Genomic DNA, 20658 nt, shown 5'->3' with positions numbered 1-20658 from the left:
GACGCCGCGCGAGGAGCGGGTGCTGCGCATGCGCTTCGGCATCGGCATGAACACCGACCACACCCTGGAGGAGGTCGGCCAGCAGTTCTCGGTCACCCGCGAGCGCATCCGCCAGATCGAGGCCAAGGCCCTCCGCAAGCTCAAGCACCCGAGCCGCAGCCGCAAGCTGCGCAGCTTTCTCGACACCTGAGCAAGACATCAGTTGCCGTTTGAGCTCGGGCGTCGGTGCGAGATCGACGGCGCCCCAAGTCTATAAGGTTTGAAGCGGTTCTACCTTGGCCCGACCTGCCGAGGCGCCGTGTGCATGCCGATCCCGACGACTTCACTTCGCACCATGACCTCGAGACAGCCGGCTCGCGGGACGCCGACTAGATCGAACTGCGCTCAATTGGACTCAATTGAGCCGAGGTAAATCAAAATATTTCAAACAGATAGAGCAGTTTATCTGCGTTCGACCGAATGCAGGCTGCTCAAGGTGTGAGCTTCCAAGCAAGGCGAAGTCGGTCAGGGGTTTCGGTCTCTCGTGCTGAAGTCAATCGCCGATCGGCTCGTGCCCACCGAATCATAATGAAAAATAGGTTAAAACCGCCATATCTCAAATTGATTCGATTATTTACTACAGAAACAAGTGTTAAACATTTTCTTAAGTCAATACAGCTATTCAACAATATTAAACGTAAACCACTGGCTGGTCTGCGAGGCCGGGCGACGCGGGTACCCGCTCGGCGGAACAAGGAAGCGTTGGGTATGCGGATTGACGTCCTGGCCAAGGGTGCTCTGGCCAAGTTGAGGCAGGCCGAACCACCTAGTTCCGTATCGAATCGCCGATTCCTGGTCGGCTGCGCAGAATTCTTTCTGTGGCTCTCCGGCTTCGGCCTGTTTTTGTTTCTGGCCGAAACCGGGATCAACCAGCGTGCGGTCGCCGGTCTGACCATCATCGTCCTCTACTGCGTTCTTCTAGTCGTAACGCGGCGATCCCGTCTGTCGGTGGCGATCACCCTGATGCTCACCCTGACTGTATGGGCGGTCTCGAAAGCCAAGATGGCCTACCTTGGGACTCCCCTCGTGTTCGGCGACCTCGTCAACATGGTGGGATACAATCTCTGGTGGGTTCTCTCGCAGTATTCGCTTTTAGCCGCGGCCACCGGTGTTGGGATTACCGCCTTCGTCACGCTCCTTGGCTGGCTGGTGACACGGCGCGGTAAACGCTTGTCCATCGTCACCGTCTGCGCGGCTGTCGTGGTCGCGGTCTACCTTGTCAGCCCGATCTCCCGCCTGAGCCGTACGGTCTATTTCTGGGATCAGAACTTCGATAATACAGCGGCAGCCTTGAGCACTTTCACGGCCTCTGCGGTCTGGTGGTGGGGTTCGGGAGGCAACGTAGTCACGATCTACGACGTTGCCGACCAGCCGCTCGGTGATCCGCTGGGATCGGCCGAGGAAACCTCCCTCGGGCCAAAGCCGAACATCTTTATGGTGCTCGACGAATCGGTTTTTGACCCGCGTGTCCTCGGACTGCCGATCGAGGACGAAGTCGCGGAATACTTCCAGCCCTCGGGCGGCCTATCCGGCTCGCTCTCTGTAAATGTCCATGGCGGTGGAACCTGGGTGTCGGAATTTGCCGTGATGAGTGGCCTCGACACCAGGATCTTCGGTGACAAGGCCTACTACCTGTCGACGCTTATGGAGAAACGCCTTCATCACAGCCTCATACACGTCCTGAAAAGCCAGGGCTACAAGACGATCGTCGTCTATTGCGTCAACGGCAGTTTCATGAACGCAGAGAACTTCTACCGGTCCATCGGCGTCCAGGAGTTCTTCGTTCCGACTCAGGCGGCGGACAAGAGGCACCTGAGGAATTTCCGCGATTCCGAACTGTATGACTACGCCTTGGAACGGATGTCACTGACTGCGGGAACCGAAGGCGATGGTCCGGTCTTTGTGCTGGTGGCCACGATAAGCAACCACGGTCCCCACAGTTTCAATCGGGTACCGGAGGACGCCTTCCCGGACTCGAGAGACTGGCTCGCGCGCAACGTTCAAGATCCCGACCTCCAGGAATATCACGAATACTATCTTCGGCTGCGGCAGAGCTTCGAGGACTATAGGAACCTCAAGAGCGAGCTGGCCTCGCGGTACAAGAGGCGGCCCACCCTGCTGGTGAGGTTCGGGGATCATCATCCCAAGTTCACCAAAGGCCTCGAGTTTCCAGACCGCAGCGTCCCAAGAAGCTCCCTTTTTGCGACATATTTCGCCATCGAGGCCATTAACGGCGACTTGGCGGCACGGCCGGAATGGGGATCCGGACCCCTCGATATCGCCTATCTCTCGACCGTGGTGTTGGACAGCGCCGGGCTAGCCAAGGACCAGATCTTCGAAACCCGCAAGAGGCTCATGGAAAGCTGTGCGGGCCGTTACTTCGAGTGTAGAGACGCCCTCAAGGCCCGCCTGCATCGGACGCTCCTTGATCGAGGCTACCTTGAAGTGGACAGGGTGGAGCTGGCAGAGATCGACTCGAAGCCCGAGTTCCACCCATGAGGAGCCACCGAGCCTATCCTTGAGGATGGCCAAGGTGACCATGGCTTGGCCACAGGCGGGGCGGGCGTGATTTCAACGCCCCTTGGTACAAGAATCCCGGTCCGGCCTGGTGGCCGGACCGGGTGCAGGGCACCACGGTCAGTGGCTACTCTGCGAGGCGGAGGTTTGTCAGGTCGCCGGCGATCGTGGCGAAGGCGGTCTCCAGGACCTCGCCGTCCGGCGACCTGAAATAGCGGTCCGGGCTGGAGGCGCAGCCCTCGAAGAGGGCGTTGGTCTTGTCGTCCTTAAGCTTGAAGGTGATGGTGTAGATCACGACGCCCTGGTCCTTCATCGCCTGGCAGGTCGCGGCGAAGGCCGACTCCGACGCCGCCTTGCTGTCGGCGTCCTTGGCGCAGTCCTCGGGTGTGTTGGCGCCGTCGGTCATGATGACCACGGCCTTCTGGATCTTCGGCGCCCTGTAGTCCACCGGCAGCGCCGAATCGACGCCCCGCCAGGTGCCGCGCCACAGCGGCGAGATCGCGCGCCAGCCCCAGGCGGTGCCGACGTCGAAGCGGGTGCAGCCCTTGGCCTCCATACTCTCGACCGTGGCGGCCACGCGCGCCTTGCTCTCGGCCAGGGGCAGCAGGGCCGCCTGCGGGCAGATCTTGTCCTTGTAGCCGACCGGGTCCGTCGCGGGGTCGAAGGCGCCCGCGTAGGGCACGAAGGGGGCCTCGTCGGGCGGCGTGTCGTCGAACTTGGGCTGCCCCGCGCGCAGGTCGAAGCAGAGGTGCGACGCGACGGCCACATCGTCGTCGTCATCGTCGTCGGCCTCGCCTGAGGCCTCGGCGAGCAGGGCCGCCTCCTGGCCGCTGAGGTTGCTGCGCGCGGTGAAGGGCACCAGCGAGACGTGCAGGTCCTCGACGACGTCCTCGCCGCCGTAGAGGCTGTCCAGCAGGGTCCGCGTCGCGCTCTTGAGATCGCTCAGCTTGCCGCCCTTCATCGAGCCCGAGTTGTCCAGGACCATGACGATCTCGAGGCCCTTGACCGAGCGGCTGACGACGCTACGGGCCGAAACCTGCAGGTCGCGCACGCCCAGGACGCTCATCAGGGTGGTCGGAAGGCTGGCGACGGCCGAGACCTCGATCAGCTCGCCGTCGGAACTGACCCGGATGTCCGGGTCGCCGACCTCGGCGCCGAGGAAGCCGTCGCCCAGGTTCGCCCGGAAGTACTTGCGGATCTGGGCCTCGTGATCGCTCTTGCCGCCGGTCTGCACCGAGCGCCCGCCGGCCAGGGCGGCGGCGTCGACGGCCTGGCTCAGCTTGGCCTTCATCAGGTAGCCCCGGCCGCCATCGAAGGCGAGCCCCGCGGCGGCGGTCAAGGTCACCAGGGCGAAGGCCAGAAGCGGCGCCGCGGAGCCGTCCTCGCGGCGCAGGAAGGCACGGCCGACGGCGCGGCGGGGCTTCCCGGGTTTCCTCTCCATGTCGCCTCTCCTTAATTTTGCGTTAAACTAATAAAAGCTTAAAAATCTGTCCAATAAAAATCACGTTTATTGTGATTTTTATTTGGAGTCTTGGTAAATATTTCGCATTTTATACAAATACCTTATTGGAATTTGTGCGCTTCCGGGCGCGAGACGCGTCCGGCCACCTGTGCTACAGCAGGGGCGGCTGGTCGCCGCCTGCCGCCGTCAACCGCCGAGCCTCTCGCACCCTCGAGCATGTGGACGCCCGAAATCCTGCTCCTCGTCGCCGCCGCCTTCCTCGCCGGCGGTCTGGTGAAGGGTCTCATCGGCACCGGATTGCCGACCGTCGGCCTGGCCCTGCTAGCCGCCACCTTGGGTCTCAAGGTCGCCATGCCCCTGATCGTCGTCCCGGCCCTGGTCACCAACGTCTGGCAGGCCCTGTCCGGCGGCGCTTTTCTCGCGCTGCTTCGCCGCCTCTGGCCGCTGCTGGCCATGCTCTGCATCGGCGCTTGGTTCGGCGCTGGGGTCCTGGCGCGGGGCGATGCCCTGGTGTTCTCGGGCCTGCTCGGGGTCCTGCTCTGCCTCTACGCTGCGATCAGCCTGCTGACGCCGCAGATCCCGGCGCCTGGCCGCTGGGAGCGCCTGATGTCGCCCGCGGTCGGCGGCGTCACCGGAGTCATCACCGGCCTGACCGGGACCTTCATCGTGCCGGGCGTGCTCTACATCCAGGCGCTGGGGCTGCCGCGGGACCACTTCGTTCAGGCCATGGGGATCACCTTCACGGTCGCCAGCCTGGCCCTGGCCATTGCGCTCGGGGGCCACGGCCTGCTGCCGGTCGAACTCGGCCTGATGTCCCTGGCCGGCCTGCCCACCGCCCTGCTCGGCCAGGCCCTGGGCCGCTGGCTGCGCGGACGCTTCTCGGAGGCCGGCTTCCGGCGCGTCTTTTTCGCCGGCCTGGCGGTCATTGGCGTCTACCTCGCCCTGCGCGCCTTCCTCTGAGTCCTTGCCTGCCGCGGGCCCCCTGGCAGAAATTGCGCGATCTTTGTCATTGCTGCCAAATCCCGGGCCTGCGATCCTCATGCCTTCGGAAGCACCGGAGCCCGGACCTGCCATGCCGCTGCGCGTCGCCCTGCTGACCTTTCCAGAGGCCGAGATGCTGGATGCCGTCGGCCCGCTGGAGGTCTTCGCCGCGGCCAACGCCCGACCGGGGCATCCCGGTCGGGGCAGCGGGGGATATCGCATCGAGCTGGTCAGCCTGCGGCCCGGGCCGGTGGTGATGGCGAGCGGTCTGGCGCTGGTCGCCGCGCGGGGCCTCGCGGAAGACCCCGGAGAGATCGATACCCTGCTGATCGGGGGTGGCGACGGCGCCCGGGAGCACGCCGAGAACCCGGCCGTGCAGGCCTGGCTGAGGCGCCAGGTGCCGCGCGTCCGCCGCCTGGGCGCGGTCTGCACCGGCGCCTTCGTCCTGGCGGCGGGCGGGTACCTCGACGGGCGCAGGGCCACGACCCACTGGCAGCGCTGTGCCCAGCTGGCGGCGGACTACCCGGCGATCCGCGTCGAGCCGGACGCGATCTTCCAGCGCGACGGAAAGGTCATCACCTCGGCCGGGATCACCGCGGGGATCGACCTCGCCCTGCACCTGGTCGAGGAGGATTACGGCCGTGCGCTCGCCTTCGAGGTCGCGCGGCAAATGGTGGTCTACGCCCGGCGGCCCGGCGGGCAGTCCCAGTTCAGCGCCGACCTGATGTCCCAGGCGGCCGAGGGCGGGCGCTTCGATTCCTTGCGCCGCTGGATCCAGGACCACCCCGGCGTCGACCTGGGTGTCGAAGCTCTGGCGGAACGCGCCGGCATGAGCCTCCGCAGCTTTCACCGTCATTTCACGGCCGAGACCGGAATGACACCCGGCGCCTACGTCGAGCGCGCCAGGGTCGAGGCCGCGCGCCAGGCACTGGAGGAAAGCCGCGAGCCCCTGGCCCGGCTGTCCCACCGCCTGGGCTTCGGCCACGTCGACAGCCTGCGGCGGGTCTTTCACCGTCACCTCTCGGTCTCGCCGCAGGACTACCGCCGGCATTGGGCGCAAGGGCCGAGCGCCGCAGGATCCAAGCTAGAGGAGCTGAATTCATGACCATCACGCTCGGAATACTCCTTTTCAACGAGGTCGAGGAGCTCGACGCCGTCGGCCCCTGGGAGGTGCTGCGCTACGCCGAGCTGAACACCGCGGCGCCCCTCAGGGTCATGACGCTCGGCGAGGAAGCCGGCGAAGTGACCTGCGCCAAGGGCCTCAAGCTGCGCGCCGAAACGGCGATCGCCGAGGCGCCGCAGCTCGACGTCCTCCTGGTGCCGGGCGGCCAGGGCAGCCGGCGGGTGGCGGAAAACCAGCGGCTGCTGTCCTGGATCGCCGCCCAGGCCGAGGGCTGCCGCTGGGTGACCAGCGTCTGCACCGGGGCCCGGGTTCTGCTCGCCGCGGGCCCGGCGCGCGGCAAGCGGATCACCACCTATCACGGCGCCGTCGAGGAGCTGCGCGCCGGCGGCCTCGCCGCCGAGGTGCTGGAGGGCGTACGCTTCGTGCGTGACGGCAAGCTGGTGACCTCGGCCGGGGTCTCAGCCGGTATCGACATGAGTCTCTGGCTGCTCGGGCAGCTCTTCACCCCGGCCCTGGCCCGCGCGGTGCAGCAGGGCATCGAGTACTTCCCGGCGCCGCCCTACACCGCCGAGACCGAGCAACCCGCCGCCGCCTGACTGCGGGCGCGCAGGGAACGCCAGGCCCGCTGGCCGCGGCGATCGCTTTGGCTTGGCCGCGCCCGGCCGCCGGGCTAGCCTTCGAAGGATGCGCGTCACGCTCCTCGGCACCGGCTGTCCGGTCGTCTCCACCGAGCGTTTCGGTCCGGCGCAGTTGCTGCGCCACGGCCCGAGCGCCGTGCTGGTGGACTGTGGGTCAGGGGTGACTCAGCGCCTGCTGGCGGCGGGGCTCTCCGGCCGCGATCTCGACGCGCTTCTGCTGACCCACCTGCACTCGGACCACATCGTCGACCTTTTCCAGCTGGTCATCTCGAGCTGGCACCAGGGCCGGGACCGGCCGCAGCGGGTCTTCGGGCCGCGCGGCACGAGGACCTACGTCGATGGCCTCATGGCGCTCTGGCGGCCCGAACTGGAGCAGCGGATCGCCCACGAGGCCCGGCCCTCGACCGCGGCGCTGGAGGTCGAGGTGACCGAGATCGGGGGCGGCCAGCGCCTGGAGATCGGCGGCTTCGATATACGGGTGATCGAGGTCGAGCACCTGCCGGTCAAGCAGGCCTTCGGTTTCGTCTTTGCTCCGGCCGAGGCGCAGGGCCCGCGGATCGTCCTTTCCGGCGACACCCGGCGCTGCGAGGTCCTGATCGCGGCCGCTCGCGGGGCGGAGGTCCTGGTCCACGAGGTCATGGTCCACCGCGAGATGCCGGTGATCGAGGGGGTCCGCACGGCCGAAGGCCTGGCCAACGTCGCCAGCTACCACACGCTCTCCGATCAGGTCGGCAGGATCGCCGCCGAGGCCGGGGTCGGCTGCCTGGTTCTGACCCACTTCGTGCCGCCGGGCTGCGACCGCCAGGCGCTGCTGGACGAGGTCGCGGCCGACTTCGGCGGGCCGCTGCTCGTCGGCGAGGACCTCATGACCGTCGACGCCGCCACCCGGCAGGTCGTGGCCGGCGCCGCGCACCTCGCCTTCGGCCGCTGATCGCCCCGCCGGGCGTTGTCTAACCCGCTCCAAAAACATAAGAAAATATTTCCGCAGGGTTTTCCGCCCCGCCGGGTGCAAAGGGGTGGATGCGGCCGGTCGGGCTGGCCGCCCTTCAAGCCCCCAATTTGGAGGAAACCATGCGTAAATCCCCGATCTTCATGGTTACAGCCGGCCTTCTGGTCGCATCCACGGCCTTCGCAGTCGCCCTGGCTCAGGGCGGGCGCGCCTTCGAGCGCATGGACCGCAACGGCGACGGCGTCGTCGAGGCGGCCGAGGTCCAGGAGCTGCGCGCCGAGATGTTCGCCAAGCTGGACGCCGACGCCGACGGCTTCGTCACCCGGGAAGAGACGGAGGAGGCCAAGGCGCGTTTCCGCGAGCGACTCACCGGTGGCCGGCAATCGCTCTTCGACCGCGCGGACGCCGACGGTGACGGCAAGGTCTCGCAGGAGGAGTTCCTGCAGACCGAGCCGGTGATCTTTCAGCGGGCCGACGCCGACGGCGACGGCCGACTGACCCAGGAGGAGATGACCCAGTTCCGGGAGCAGCTGCGCGAGCGCCGCTGACCCCATCGGATTTTCTTTGAAACTTTAGGAGATCAAGTGATGAGGACCATGAGCAAGGCCGGCGTCTTTGTGCTCGCCACCGGTTTGACCCTGGCGCTCTTCGCCACGGCCGTCGAGGCCGGCAGCCGCAAGGTGAACCGGAACGGGCCGCGCGGCGGCAGCGTCGAGAAGTCCTGGCAGCGCGGGGGTGGCTCGGCGACCCGCGAAGTCAATCGCTATGGCCGGCGCGGCGGCAGTGTCGAGAAGTCGTGGCAGCGTGGCGGCGGCTCGGCCAGCCGTGAGGTCACCAAGACCGGCCCGAGGGGCGGCAGCGTGGAGAAGTCCTGGCAGCGCGGCGGCGGCTCGGCCAGCCGCGAGGTGACCAAGACCGGTCCGAACGGTGGCAGCGTCGAGAAGTCGGTGACCCGGGAGGACGGGAACTTGACGCGCGACGTCACGCGGACCGGCCCGAACGGCGGCAGCATCGAAAAGTCCGTGACTCGCGGCGGCGGCACCGCGACCCGCGAGGTGACGCGGACCGGGCCGGAAGGACAGACCTTCGAGCGCTCGTCCGAGCGGACCGTCGATGTCGAGAACCAGAGCGTGACCCGGTCCTCGAGCACGGCCTATCCTGACGGCACGACCAGCCAGGGCAGCCGGACGGTCACGCGCAACGACGACGGCAGCGTCAGCGTCGAAGGCGAGTGGACCAACCGTGAAGGTGAGACCAAGACCTACAGTGGAACCTCCTCCAACTCCGAGTGAGTCCGCTGGGGGCTGATAGTGACGGAACAGCAATGCTGTTATGGGTGAGGTCGGGGATGACGATCGATTGTTGGCTCGGGTCGCTGCAGGCGACCGGCGCGCCTTTGCCGAAGTCATGGAGCGGCACGTCGATCGGGTCCTCGGCCTCGCTCGCCGGGTCCTGCAATCGGAGGCCGATGCAGAGGAGGTGACGCAGGAGGTGTTCCTCACCGTCTGGCAGAAGGCGGAAACGTGGCGGCCGGGCCGGGCCCGCTTCTCGACCTGGCTCTACAGAGTTACCCTGAACCGCTGCCTCAACCGGAAGTCCAGGGTGCAGCAGCGCTACCTGCCCCTGGCAGCGGATTTCGACCCGCCCGATCCGGCCCCTGCCGCCGACGAGCGGCTGCTGGTCGAGGAACGACGACGCCAGGTCGAGGCGGCGGTCGCCGACCTGCCGGTGAAGCAAAGGATGGCGATTTCGTTGACTTATGTGACCGGAGTCGGCAACGCCGAGGCGGCGGCGGCAATGGAGATCTCCGTCAAGGCTCTGGAGGCGCTCCTGGTTCGGGCCAGGCGCAGCCTCAGGCAGCGGCTCCTGGCGGCGGAGTGAGGAGGCGGCGACCATGAAACGGGATCGATTTGAAGACCTTCTGGAGGCCAAGGGGTCTGACCTGGCGAACTGGCCCGAGCGGGATCGCGTGGCGGCCGAGTCCCTGCTGGCAGCGTCGCCCGAAGCCCGGGCCGCCCTGGCGCGGGCCCGCGCCCTGGACGATCTGCTGGGCGCAGCGCTCGCGCCGGAACCGGCCGGCCAAGATCTGCGCAAAGCGATCCTCGCCCTGCCGGTGGGGCATCCGCGACAGGCCGCCGCGCGGCCGGTCTTCGGCTTCCGGGCCTTCTGGCAGACCGGTCTGGGGTTGGCGCTGGCGGCCGGCGTGGCAGGCTTCGCTCTGGGGATCACCGGCCTCGTCGAAGGTCCGGGGTCGCCGCTGGAGGAGACCGACATCGCGGCACTGGTCTACGGGATGTCGGTTCAGGGGCCGCGGCCGTGACCATCCGCGGCAAATGGGCCGTCGCGCTGCTGGTCGCCCTGTTTCTTTCCCTCGGCGCCAACCTCTTCCTGGGCGGCCTCTTCGCCGGCGGTGCGCTGCGCGGCGACGACAAGTTTCGGCCGGCGCGCGCCATGGCTGCCTTCATGAAGAGCCTGCCCGAGGAGGCGCGACCGGTGTTCCGCGAGAGCTTCCGGGCGCGGCGGCCCGAGCTGCGGGCGAAGATCAGGGCGGTGGCCGAGGCCCGCGGCGAGATCGCCGACCTGCTGGCGCGCGAGGACTTGGACCGGGCGCGCCTGGACGCCGCCTTCGTCGCGCTGCGGGCCCGGACCTCGGAAGCCCAGATGCTGCTCCATGAGATCGTCGTCGCCGCCGTCATGGACCTGCCCCCCGAAGTGCGCAGCAAGTGGCAGCCTTGGTGGTCGAGGGGCGGCTGGATGAGGTGACGCCGCGCGCCTTTCAAGCGGCGGTCCGACGGCAAGACGCCGTCGTGAAAGGGCTTGTCGACGAGCGCCGTTCGCGGTTTCTTGTCCAGTCGAGAGCCTGCGGCGGGGCCCGTAGCTCAATTGGTTAGAGCCGGCCGCTCATAACGGTCTGGTTGCAGGTTCGAGTCCTGCCGGGCCCACCATTCGGTCCTGCCAACACGAAGACCCTTTCCCTCCGCGCGCGACGACACCCTGATTTCAGCGGGCGCCGCCTCGAAGCTCCGGACGGTTTCAGCCTGAGCGCGCGGGCCGCGGATGACCAGGCTGCCTGACGGAGTTCCTTGTCATATGAGACCGAGCTTTCCGCGGAGCTTGAAGGGTATCTTCCTGCGATCCGGGTCAAGTTGCCGGGGAATCGGTGGCGGGCGCATTCTGCGCGCCGCCGAGTGTCATATAGAGTAGACGTCTAGTTTAATTGACACTCGCCGTCGATCTGCCGTAGAGTCCTTCCCTGGCAGATTGGCACAAGGAATTCGCCGTGCAGCAGGGGAAGGAAACTTCCGGAAAGCCGCCGACTTCGGCGTCATCGCCCTGCAGCGACCAGACGCGCTGGAGCTGCGGCGTCGACTCGGGATCGCGCCGGTGAACGCGATTCCCAGGCGAGCGCCCGTGGTCGATGCCGCCTGCGCCGAGCGCCCGGTGCTTCGGGAACGCGGCCAGCGGGAGGTCTTCTGCGGGCTTACCGGGATCGTCTGGCTGCACCGCAAGATCCAGGACGCCTTTTTCCTGGTGGTCGGGTCGCGGACCTGCGCTCACCTGATCCAGTCCGCCGCCGGGGTGATGATCTTCGCCGAGCCGAGGTTCGGGACCGCGATCATCGACGAGCGCGACCTCGCCGGTCTGGCCGACGCGAACGAGGAGCTCGACCGCGTCGTCGACCGGCTGCTGGCGCGCCGGCCCGACATCAAGGTGCTGTTCCTGGTCGGGTCGTGCCCCTCGGAAGTGATCAAGCTCGACCTGTCACGGGCTGCCGAGCGCCTGGCGCAGAAGTACCTGCCCCAGGTCCGGGTGCTGAACTACTCGGGCAGCGGGATCGAGACGACCTTCACCCAGGGCGAGGACGCCTGCCTCGCGTCCTTGGTCCCCGGGCTGCCGGCCGCGAGCGAAGCTTCCTTGATGGTGGTGGGCACCTTGGCCGACGTGGTCGAGGATCAGTTTCGCCGGCTTTTCGATGACATGGGCCTTGGCCCGGTCGGCTTTCTGCCGGCGCGGCGCAGCGGCGAGCTGCCGGCGGTCGGCCCGAAGACCCGCTATCTGCTCGCGCAACCCTTTCTCGGCGATACGGCACGGGCCCTGGAGGAACGGGGCGCAAAGCGCATCCCGGCGGTCTTCCCCTTGGGCGCGGAGGGAACGGCGCTCTGGCTCGAGGCGGCCGCCGAGGCCTTCGGGGTGGATCAGCGGACCTTCGAACGCGCCGTCGGCCCTGGACGTGGGCGCGCGGAGAAGGCGCTCGCGCGCTATCGGGACCGTCTGGCCGGCAAGCGCATCTTTTTCTTTCCCGACTCCCAGCTGGAGCCGCCGATCGCCCGCTTCCTGGCGCGGGAGTTGGGCATGCGCCCGGTCGAGGTCGGTACGCCCTTCCTGCACCGCGAGCACCTGGCCGCCGAGCTGGCGCTGTTGCCGCCGGATGTGCGCCTCAGCGAGGGCCAGGACGTCGAGCGGCAGCTCGACCGCTGCCGGACGGACGCGCCGGACCTGGTGGTCTGCGGCCTCGGGCTCGCCAACCCGCTCGAGGCCCAGGGCGTGACCACCAAGTGGTCGATCGAGCTGGTCTTCACCCCGATCCAGGGCTTCGAGCAGGCCGGCGACCTCGCCGAGCTGTTTCATCGGCCCCTGGAACGGCGCGCCAGGCTGGAGGTCTAGGCTCATGCACCTCACCGTCTGGACCTACGAGGGACCGCCGCACGTCGGGGCGATGCGCGTCGCCACCGGCATGAAGGACCTGCACTACGTCCTGCACGCGCCCCAGGGCGACACCTACGCCGACCTCCTGTTCACCATGATCGAACGGCGCCAGGAGCGCCCGCCGGTCACCTACACCACCTTCCAGGCCCGCGACCTCGGCAGCGACACCGCCGAGCTCTTCAAGACCGCCATGGCCGAGGCCTACGAGCGCTTCCGGCCGCAGGCCATGCTGGTCGGCGCCTCCTGCACGGCGGAGCTGATCCAGGACGATCCGGGCGGCCTGGCGCGGGCCCTGGATTTGCCGATTCCCGTGGTGCCGCTGGAGCTTCCCGCCTACCAGCGCAAGGAGAACTGGGGCGCGGCGGAGACCTTCTATCAGCTGGTCCGCACTCTCGCCGGGTCCCGCGCCTCACGTGAGGAGACGCGGGCCGAAGGCCGGCGCCCGCGCTGCAACCTGCTCGGGCCCACGGCGCTCGGCTTCCGCCATCGCGACGACGTGACGGAGGTGACGCGGCTCTTGGATCGCCTGGGTGTCGAGGTTTCCGTCGTCGCTCCCCTGGACGCGGCCCCCGCCGACCTCGCACGCCTGGGCGAAGCCGACTTCAACGTCGTGCTCTATCCGGAGATCGGCGGCCTCGCCGCCCGCTGGCTCGAGCGCAACTTCGGGCAGCCGGCGGTCAGGACCGTGCCGATCGGGGTCGGCGCGACCCGCGATTTCATCGCCGAGGTCGCGGCCTTGGCCGGCGTCGATCCCGATGCCGTCCTGGCGGCGCCCGCTTCGCGGCTGCCCTGGTACTCGCGCTCGGTCGACTCGACCTATCTGACCGGCAAGCGGGTCTTCATCTTCGGCGACGCGACCCATGCCGTCGCCGCGGCACGGATCGCCGCGGAGGAGTTCGGCTTCACCGTGGTCGGACTGGGCAGCTACAGCCGCGAACAGGCCCGTGAAGTGCGCGAGTCGGCGCGGCGGCTCGGCCTCGAGGCGCTGATCACCGACGACTACCTGGAGGTCGAGGCGAAGATCGCCGAGCTGGAGCCCGAGCTGGTGCTGGGCAGCCAGATGGAACGCCACATCGCCAAGCGTCTGGGTATCCCCTGCGCGGTGATCTCGGCTCCCGTGCACGTCCAGGACTTCCCGGCCCGCTACTCGCCGCAGATGGGCTTCGAAGGTGCCAACGTGATCTTCGACAGCTGGGTCCATCCCCTGATGATGGGCCTGGAGGAGCACCTGCTCGGCATGTTCCGCGAGGACTTCGAGTTCGCCGACGGTGCCGCGCCCTCCCACCTCGGCCACGCCGCGGCCGAGGTCCCGGCCCCCCGGCAGCCGGACCGCAGCGACGACGCCGGCCCGGATCTCGCCTGGGCCCCGGAAGCCGAAGGTGAGCTCAAGAAGATCCCCTTCTTCGTGCGCGGCAAGGCGCGCAGGAATACGGAACGCTTCGCCGCGGAGCTCGGTCTGCAAACCATAACCCTCGAGACGCTCTACGATGCCAAAGCGCACTTCGGCCGCTAAGCCGACGCCTCTGCGCGTCGTCATCGTCACCCTCGACCGCCACCTCGCCGCGGCCGTTGAGACGGCCCGGGCCGAGTTGCGGCGCGGCCTGCCGGGCCTGGAGCTGAGCCTTCACGCCGCGGCCGAGTGGGACAAGGACGCCGAGGCGCTGGCGCGCTGCCGCGACGACATCGCCCGGGGCGACATCATCGTCGCCACCATGCTGTTCATGGAGAACCACATCCAGGCGGTGCTGCCGGATTTGCAGGGGCGCCGTGATGACTGCGACGCCCTGGTCGCCTGCCTGTCGGCGGGGGAGGTGGTCCGCCTGACCAAGCTGGGGCGCTTCGAGATGGGCGACGGCCAGGGCGGTGCCATCGGCCTGCTGAAGCGCTTGCGCGGGTCGCAGAAGACCGGCAAGAGCGACGGTGCCCACCAGATGGCCGTCCTGCGCCGCCTGCCCAAGATCCTGCGCTTCATTCCCGGCGCCGCTCAGGACCTGCGCGCCTATTTCCTGACCATGCAGTACTGGCTGGCCTGCAGCGACCGAAACCTGGTCAACCTGGTACGCTTCCTGATCGACCGTTATGCCGCGGGCCCGCGCGAAGCCCTGCGCGGCAGCCTCTCCCCGGCGCCGCCGGTCGACTATCCGGACACCGGTCTCTATCACCCGGCGCTGAAGGCGCGGACCTCGGAGTGGCTGGAGCAGTTGCCGGTGCCGAAGGACTGCCGCGGCAGCGTCGGGCTGATCCTGATGCGCTCCTACGTGCTGGCCGGCGACACCGGCCATTACGACGGCGTGATCGCGGCCCTGGAGGCGCGGGGCCTGCGGGTCATCCCGACCTTCGCCTGCGGGCTGGACGCGCGCCCGGCGGTGCAGAAATTCTTCCTTTCCAACGGCAAGCCCCGGGTCGACGCGGTGGTCTCGCTGTCCGGCTTCTCCCTGGTCGGCGGCCCGGCCTACAACAACGCGGCGGCGGCCGAGGAGATGCTCGCCGAGCTGGACGTGCCCTGCCTTTCGGCCCAGGCCCTCGAGTTCCAGACCCTGGACGACTGGCGGGAGTCGGAGCGCGGCCTGCTGCCGGTCGAGTCGACCATGATGATCGCGATCCCGGAGCTGGACGGCGCCACCGGGCCGATGGTCTACGGCGGCCGGACCGCCCCCGAGAACGGCGCCAGGGCGATGGCCGCCGATCCCGAGCGCGCCGGGCGGCTCGCCGAGCGGATCCTGAAGCTGATCGCCTTGCGCCGGACCCCCGCGGCCGAGCGCAGGATCGCCATCACCCTGTTCAACTTCCCGCCCAACGCGGGCGCTATCGGCACGGCGGCGCACTTGGCGGTCTTCGAGTCGCTTTTCAACACCCTGATCACCTTGAAGCAAGCGGGCTACACGGTGGAGGTGCCCGAAGACGTCGAGGCGCTGCGGGAGGCAATCCTCCAGGGCAACGCTGCGCGCTTCGGCGCCGACGCCAACGTCCACGCCAGGATCCCGGCAGAGGATCACGTCCGCCGCGAGCCCTGGCTCGAGGAGATCGAGGCCCAGTGGGGCCCGGCGCCGGGCAAGCAGCAGAGCGACGGCGCCGCGGTCTTCGTTCTCGGCGCGCAGTTCGGGCAGGTCTTCGTCGGGCTGCAGCCGAGCTTCGGCTACGAGGGCGACCCCATGCGCCTGCTCTTCGACAAGGGCTTCGCGCCGACCCATGCCTTTTCCGCCTACTACCGCTATCTCCGGGAGGACTTCCAGGCGCAGGCGGTCCTGCACTTCGGCACCCACGGGGCGCTGGAGTTCATGCCCGGCAAGCAGACCGGCCTCTCCGCCGACTGCTGGCCGGACCGTTTGATCGGCGATCTGCCCAACTTCTACCTCTACGCGGCGAACAATCCCTCTGAAGGGACCATCGCCAAGCGGCGCAGCGCCGCGACCCTGATCAGCTACCTGACGCCGCCCCTTCAGCAGGCGGGTCTGTACAAGGAGCTCCTGGACCTCAAGGGCTCGATCGACCGATGGCGCGCCCTATCGCCGGAGAAGGACAGCGAGCGGGTGCGGCTAGCGGCGCTCATCCAGGCCCAGGCCGCGGCCCTGGAGCTGACCGCGGCGGAGCCGCCCTGGACCGGCGCGGGTGAGACCGAGGTGGCCGCCGTCGCCGAGTCGGTGGTCGAGCTCGAGCAGACCCTGATTCCCAATGGTCTCCACGTGGTCGGCGCCATCCCGGACGAAGCCGAGCGGGCCGACTATCTGCGCGCGGTCGCCGAGGCCTCCTTCGGGATCGAGCTTCCGGAGGCGACTCTTCAGGCCTTGCTGACCGGGGCGTCGGCGGAGCAGGCCATGGCCGCCGGCGGGGTCGAGCTCGGCGGCCAAGGCTTGGCGGCCTTTCGCCGCCTCGTCGATATGAGCGATCTGCTGGCTCAAGATCACGAGACGGTCGCGCTGGTGCGGGCCCTGGACGGGCGCTTCGTCCGCCCGGTGCCCGGCGGCGACCTGCTGCGCACGCCGGAGATCCTGCCGACCGGGCGCAACCTGCACGGCTTCGACCCCTTCCGGATTCCCAGCGCCTTCGCCCTGGAGGACGGCGCGCGCCAGGCCGGCCGCCTGATCGCCCGCCACATCCAGGACGGCAACGGCTTCCCGGAGTCCACGGCCCTGGTGCTTTGGGGCAGCGACAACCTAAAGACCGAGGGCGGTCCGATCGGACAGGCCCTGGCCCTGATGGGCGCGAGGCCTCGCTTCGACAGCTACGGCCGCCTGACCGGGGCGAGCCTGATCGACCTTCAGGACCTGGGCCGGCCACGGATCGATGTGGTGCTGACCTTGTCCGGGATCTTCCGCGACCTGCTGCCCCTCCAGACGCGGCTCCTGGCCGAGGCGGCCTTCCTGGCCGCCAGCGCCGAAGAGCCCCTGGAGCAGAACTTCATCCGGCGGAACACCCTGCGGTACCAGGACGCTCACGGCTGCGACTTCGAGACCGCCGCGTTGCGCGTCTTCAGCAACGCCGACGGCGCCTACGGCTCCAACGTCAACCACATGATCGACAGCGGGCGCTGGGAGGACGAGGACGACCTGAGCAACGTCTTCACCCAGCGCAAGTGCTTCGCCTACGGCCGCGCGGGCAAGCCGATCCGGCAGGAAGGCCTGCTGAAGGACATCCTGGGCGGCGTCGACCTGGCCTACCAGAACCTCGAATCGGTCGAGCTCGGCGTCACCAGCATCGATCACTACTTCGACTCGCTCGGGGGCATCACCCGCGCGGTCGGCAAGGCCCGGGGCGAGACCGTGCCGGTCTACATCGGCGACCAGACCCGCGGCGAGGGCGCGGTGCGGACCCTGGGCGAGCAGGTCGCGATCGAGACCCGGACCCGCATGCTCAACCCGGCCTGGTACGAAGGCATGCTGAAGCACGGCTACGAGGGCGTCCGCCAGATCGAGGCCCACGTCACCAACACGCTCGGCTGGTCGGCGACCACCGGACAGGTCGCGCCCTGGGTCTACAAGCAGCTGACCGAGACCTTCATCCTCGACGAGGACATGAGGGCCCGCCTGGCCTCGCTCAACACCAAGGCCTCGGCGCGGGTGGCAAACCGGCTGCTGGAGGCCCAGGAGCGCGCGTACTGGACACCGGACGCGGAGACGCTCGAGGCCCTGCGCCGGGCCGGCGACGAACTGGAAGACAGGCTCGAAGGCATAGAAGGGGAGGTCGCGGCATGAACTATCCGATCGGCACCTTGACCCGCGAGAGATCGCAGTCGTCGCGCGCCGACGGCGAGGGCAGTGTCCAGGTCAAGATGGACCCGAACCTGCGGATCGAAACGGCCAAGGTCTTCTCGGTCTACGGCAAGGGTGGCATCGGCAAGAGCACCACGTCGTCCAACCTCTCGGTCGCCTTCTCGATGCTCGGCAAGCGGGTGCTGCAGATCGGCTGCGACCCCAAGCACGATTCGACCTTCACCCTGACCAAGCGCCTGGTGCCGACGGTGATCGACGCGCTCGAGCAGGTCGAGTTCCACGCCGAGGAGCTTCGGGTCGAGGACTTCGTCTACGAGGGCTACAACGGCGTCATGTGCGTGGAGGCCGGCGGACCGCCGGCCGGCACCGGTTGCGGCGGCTATGTCGTCGGGCAGACGGTCAAGCTCCTGAAGGAGCACCACCTGCTGGAGGACACCGACGTCGTCATCTTCGACGTCCTGGGCGACGTGGTCTGCGGCGGCTTCGCGTCACCGCTACAGCACGCCGATCGTGCCCTGATCGTGACCGCCAACGACTTCGATTCGATCTTCGCCATGAACCGGATCGTGACCGCGATCAACGCCAAGGCGAAGAACTACGAGGTGCGGGTCGGCGGGGTCATCGCCAACCGCAGCGCGGCCACCGACGAGATCGACCGATTCAACGACGCGGTCGGGCTGAAGACCCTGGCGCATTTCCGCGACTTGGACGAGATCCGGCGCAGCCGCCTGAAGAAGTCCACGCTCTTCGAGATGGAGACCTCGCCCGAGCTGGAGGTGGTCAAGGACGAGTATCTGCGCCTGGCCCAGACCCTGTGGGACGGCACCGATGCCCTGGAGGCCACGCCGATGAAGGATCGCGAGATCTTCGATTTCCTGGGATTCGACTGATGCAGACGGCGAGCTACCTCGCGCGGCGCGGCGAGCTTGAGACCTACTTCGACCGGACCGCGGTCGAGGCCTGGACCAGGCTCACCTCGGACGCGCCGGTCGGCAGGATCCGGGCGACGGTCCGTGCCGGGCGGACCCGGATGCGCGGGACCTTGCTCGACTGGCTGCCGGCGAACCTCTCCGGGCGGCGCGTCCTGGACGCCGGCTGCGGCACCGGCGCCTTCGCAGCGGAGGCGGCGCGCCGCGGCGCGGAGGTGGTCGCGGTCGATCTCTCGCCGACCCTGGTCGATCTCGCCCGGTCCCGCGTTTCCACGCAGGGCGGCGCGGGCCGCATCACCTTCGTGGCCGGTGACATGCTGGACCCCGCCCATGGCAGCTTCGACCACGTCGTCGCCATGGATTCCCTGATCCACTACCGAACCCCCGACCTGGTCGAGATGCTCGGGCGCCTGGCCGCGCGGGCGACGCGCTCACTGCTCTTCACGGTCGCCCCGAGGACGCCGGCCCTCGCGGTCTTGCATGCCACGGGCCGCCTCTTCCCCCGCGGCAACCGCGCGCCGGCCATCGTTCCCGTCGCCGAGACCCGCCTGCAGCGGCTGCTGGCCGCTTCGCCGGCGCTGACCGGTTGGAGCCGGGGCCGGGGCGAAAAGATTCTCAGCGGCTTTTACGTCTCCCAGGCCCAGGAGCTCGTCAGACGATGAGGCAGAAAGACGTGGCACTGGCGGCAGCCTGGACGCGGCTCGGCCCGCGCTTCCTGCCCTTCGCCGATGCCGCATCGGACGAGCTGCCGCTGGGCCGCCTGCTGCGGCTGTCGCTCTTTCAGGTCTCGGTCGGCATGGCGGTGGTCCTGCTGACCGGCACCCTGAACCGGGTGATGATCGTCGAGCTCTGGGTGCCGGCCTGGCTGGTCGCGCTCATGGTCGCCTTGCCGCTGGTCTTCGCGCCTTTCCGCGCCCTGATCGGCTTCAAGTCGGACACCTATCGCTCCTTCCTCGGCTGGCGACGGGTGCCCTACATCTGGTACGGCTCGCTGCTGCAGTTCGGCGGTCTGGCGATCATGCCCTTCGCCCTCTTGGTTCTTTCGGGTGACACCCGCGGCGGCTCGCCGGTCTGGGGCCAGTACGGCGCGGCCTTGGCCTTTCTCATGGTCGGCGCCGGCATGCACACGACTCAGACCGCGGGCCTGGCCCTGGCCACCGACCTCGCGAAGGAAGACAACCGGCCCAGGGTCGTCGCCCTGCTTTACGTGATGCTGCTGGTCGGCATGGTCTTTAGCGCCATCTTCCTAGGCGCCCTGCTCGAGGATTTCAGCCCCAAGCGGCTGATCCAGGTGGTTCAGGGCGCGGCCGTGATTACGGTTGCCTTGAATCTGATCGCCCTGTGGAAACAGGAGGCCCGCGATCCCAGGCGGACGGCGCACCACCTGCCGAGGATCAAGTTCCGCGACGCCTGGCGCCGCTTCAGCGAGGGCCAAAGGTCGACCCGGCTGCTGCTTGCGGTCGCGCTTGGCGCGGCGGGCTTCAGCATGCAGGACATCCTGCTCGAGCCCTACGGCGGCGAGATCCTGGGTCTCTCGGTTGGCGCGACCACGACGCTGACTGCACTGCTCGCGGGCGGGACCCTGCTCGGGCTGGGGCTGGCCGCCCGGCAACTCTCGCGCGGCCAGGACCCTCACCGCTTGGCAGGCTTCGGCGCGGTGATCGGCGTCTTCGCCTTCTCCGGCATCATCTTCTCGGCGCCGATGGACTCGGCCCTGCTGTTCCGGCTCGGCACCGCGCTGATCGGCTTCGGCGGCGGGCTCTTCGCCGTCGGCACCATGATCGCGGCCATGGCGCTGGCGCGCGACGGCAACAGCGGCATGGCGGTCGGGGCCTGGGGGGCGGTCCACGCGACGGCCACCGGCGGCGCGATCGCGCTCGGCGGCGCCTTGCGGGACTTCGTCGGCGGCTTGGCGCAAGACGGCGCACTCGGTGTCGCTCTGGCCGATCCCTCGGTCGGCTATTCCGTCGTCTATCACTTGGAAATCTTTTTGCTCTTTGCCGCCTTGGCGGCGATCGGCCCCCTGGTACGCCCGCCCGGCGTTCCAGCGGAGGCGCCCGATGGGAAGTTCGGGCTGGTCGAAATCCCAGGCTAGTCGCTTGA

Annotated in this window: 18 protein-coding genes and 1 tRNA gene; 18 read left to right on the top strand and 1 reads right to left on the bottom strand. The window is 68.4% G+C overall.

The features are described 5' to 3' along the window. Together QNJ30_06930 and QNJ30_06925 are read left to right on the top strand one after the other, a co-directional pair. Positions 1-190: sigma factor-like helix-turn-helix DNA-binding protein (locus QNJ30_06930; GenBank protein ID MDJ0943178.1), on the top strand; the 190-nt coding region annotated here is incomplete at its 5' end. Between the two features lie 557 nt (positions 191-747). After that, a complete protein-coding gene (locus tag QNJ30_06925; GenBank protein ID MDJ0943177.1) occupies positions 748-2538 on the top strand; it encodes a sulfatase-like hydrolase/transferase in 1791 nt (596 codons plus the stop codon). A gap of 145 nt (positions 2539-2683) precedes the next feature. On the opposite strand, the gene QNJ30_06920 is transcribed toward QNJ30_06925, so the two are convergent. Next, positions 2684-3997 (bottom strand): pilus assembly protein, encoded by a 1314-nt coding sequence (locus QNJ30_06920; GenBank protein ID MDJ0943176.1) that lies wholly within the window; start codon positions 3995-3997, stop codon positions 2684-2686. A gap of 237 nt (positions 3998-4234) precedes the next feature. Between QNJ30_06920 and QNJ30_06915 the strand changes: the two genes are divergently transcribed. The 16 genes from QNJ30_06915 (at position 4235) to QNJ30_06840 (ending at position 20650) form a co-directional block, all read left to right on the top strand. Further along, positions 4235-4978, top strand: a complete 744-nt coding sequence (locus QNJ30_06915; GenBank protein MDJ0943175.1) for a sulfite exporter TauE/SafE family protein — start codon at positions 4235-4237, stop codon at positions 4976-4978. A 112-nt stretch (positions 4979-5090) separates the two neighbouring features. Beyond that, a complete protein-coding gene (locus tag QNJ30_06910) occupies positions 5091-6104 on the top strand; it encodes a GlxA family transcriptional regulator (GenBank protein ID MDJ0943174.1) in 1014 nt (337 codons plus the stop codon). Then, the gene (locus tag QNJ30_06905) at positions 6101-6718 is read left to right on the top strand and encodes a DJ-1/PfpI family protein (protein MDJ0943173.1); all 618 of its coding nucleotides are present in this window, start codon (positions 6101-6103) and stop codon (positions 6716-6718) included. The genes QNJ30_06910 and QNJ30_06905 overlap by 4 nt, the downstream gene beginning before the upstream one ends. An 88-nt stretch (positions 6719-6806) precedes the next feature. Beyond that, the gene (locus QNJ30_06900) at positions 6807-7691 is read left to right on the top strand and encodes an MBL fold metallo-hydrolase (GenBank protein MDJ0943172.1); all 885 of its coding nucleotides are present in this window, start codon (positions 6807-6809) and stop codon (positions 7689-7691) included. Between the two features lie 140 nt (positions 7692-7831). Beyond that, positions 7832-8257, top strand: coding sequence for an EF-hand domain-containing protein (locus tag QNJ30_06895; protein ID MDJ0943171.1), 426 nt, complete (start codon positions 7832-7834; stop codon positions 8255-8257). Between the two features lie 39 nt (positions 8258-8296). Continuing rightward, the gene (locus QNJ30_06890; protein ID MDJ0943170.1) at positions 8297-9001 is read left to right on the top strand and encodes a hypothetical protein; all 705 of its coding nucleotides are present in this window, start codon (positions 8297-8299) and stop codon (positions 8999-9001) included. Positions 9002-9041: 40 nt separating this feature from the next. After that, the gene (locus QNJ30_06885; GenBank protein MDJ0943169.1) at positions 9042-9590 is read left to right on the top strand and encodes an RNA polymerase sigma factor; all 549 of its coding nucleotides are present in this window, start codon (positions 9042-9044) and stop codon (positions 9588-9590) included. Positions 9591-9603: 13 nt separating this feature from the next. Continuing rightward, positions 9604-10029: a hypothetical protein gene (locus tag QNJ30_06880; GenBank protein MDJ0943168.1), complete on the top strand. Its 426-nt coding sequence runs from the start codon at positions 9604-9606 to the stop codon at positions 10027-10029. Further along, positions 10026-10472 carry a periplasmic heavy metal sensor gene (locus QNJ30_06875; protein MDJ0943167.1) on the top strand — a complete coding sequence of 149 codons (447 nt, stop codon included), beginning with the start codon at positions 10026-10028 and terminating at the stop codon, positions 10470-10472. Before QNJ30_06880 ends, QNJ30_06875 begins: the two co-directional genes overlap by 4 nt. Before the next feature lie 105 nt (positions 10473-10577). Next, positions 10578-10654 (top strand) — tRNA-Ile (locus QNJ30_06870). 448 nt (positions 10655-11102) lie between these two features. Then, positions 11103-12374, top strand: coding sequence for a ferredoxin:protochlorophyllide reductase (ATP-dependent) subunit N (locus tag QNJ30_06865; GenBank protein ID MDJ0943166.1), 1272 nt, complete (start codon positions 11103-11105; stop codon positions 12372-12374). A 4-nt stretch (positions 12375-12378) separates the two neighbouring features. Continuing rightward, on the top strand, positions 12379-13929 hold the full coding sequence (bchB, locus tag QNJ30_06860) for a ferredoxin:protochlorophyllide reductase (ATP-dependent) subunit B (GenBank protein ID MDJ0943165.1): 1551 nt from the start codon (positions 12379-12381) through the stop codon (positions 13927-13929). Continuing rightward, positions 13904-17608 (top strand): magnesium chelatase subunit H, encoded by a 3705-nt coding sequence (locus QNJ30_06855; protein ID MDJ0943164.1) that lies wholly within the window; start codon positions 13904-13906, stop codon positions 17606-17608. Before bchB ends, QNJ30_06855 begins: the two co-directional genes overlap by 26 nt. Continuing rightward, on the top strand, positions 17605-18516 hold the full coding sequence (gene bchL / locus QNJ30_06850; protein ID MDJ0943163.1) for a ferredoxin:protochlorophyllide reductase (ATP-dependent) iron-sulfur ATP-binding protein: 912 nt from the start codon (positions 17605-17607) through the stop codon (positions 18514-18516). Before QNJ30_06855 ends, bchL begins: the two co-directional genes overlap by 4 nt. Further along, a complete protein-coding gene (gene bchM, locus QNJ30_06845; GenBank protein ID MDJ0943162.1) occupies positions 18516-19217 on the top strand; it encodes a magnesium protoporphyrin IX methyltransferase in 702 nt (233 codons plus the stop codon). Before bchL ends, bchM begins: the two co-directional genes overlap by 1 nt. Beyond that, a complete protein-coding gene (locus QNJ30_06840; GenBank protein MDJ0943161.1) occupies positions 19214-20650 on the top strand; it encodes a BCD family MFS transporter in 1437 nt (478 codons plus the stop codon). The genes bchM and QNJ30_06840 overlap by 4 nt, the downstream gene beginning before the upstream one ends. Positions 20651-20658 lie beyond the last annotated feature (8 nt).

It is taken from the genome of Kiloniellales bacterium (assembly GCA_030066685.1).
Classification (GTDB): Bacteria; Pseudomonadota; Alphaproteobacteria; order Kiloniellales; family JAKSBE01; genus JAKSBE01.
This window is presented reverse-complemented; position numbering and strand designations above follow the sequence as displayed.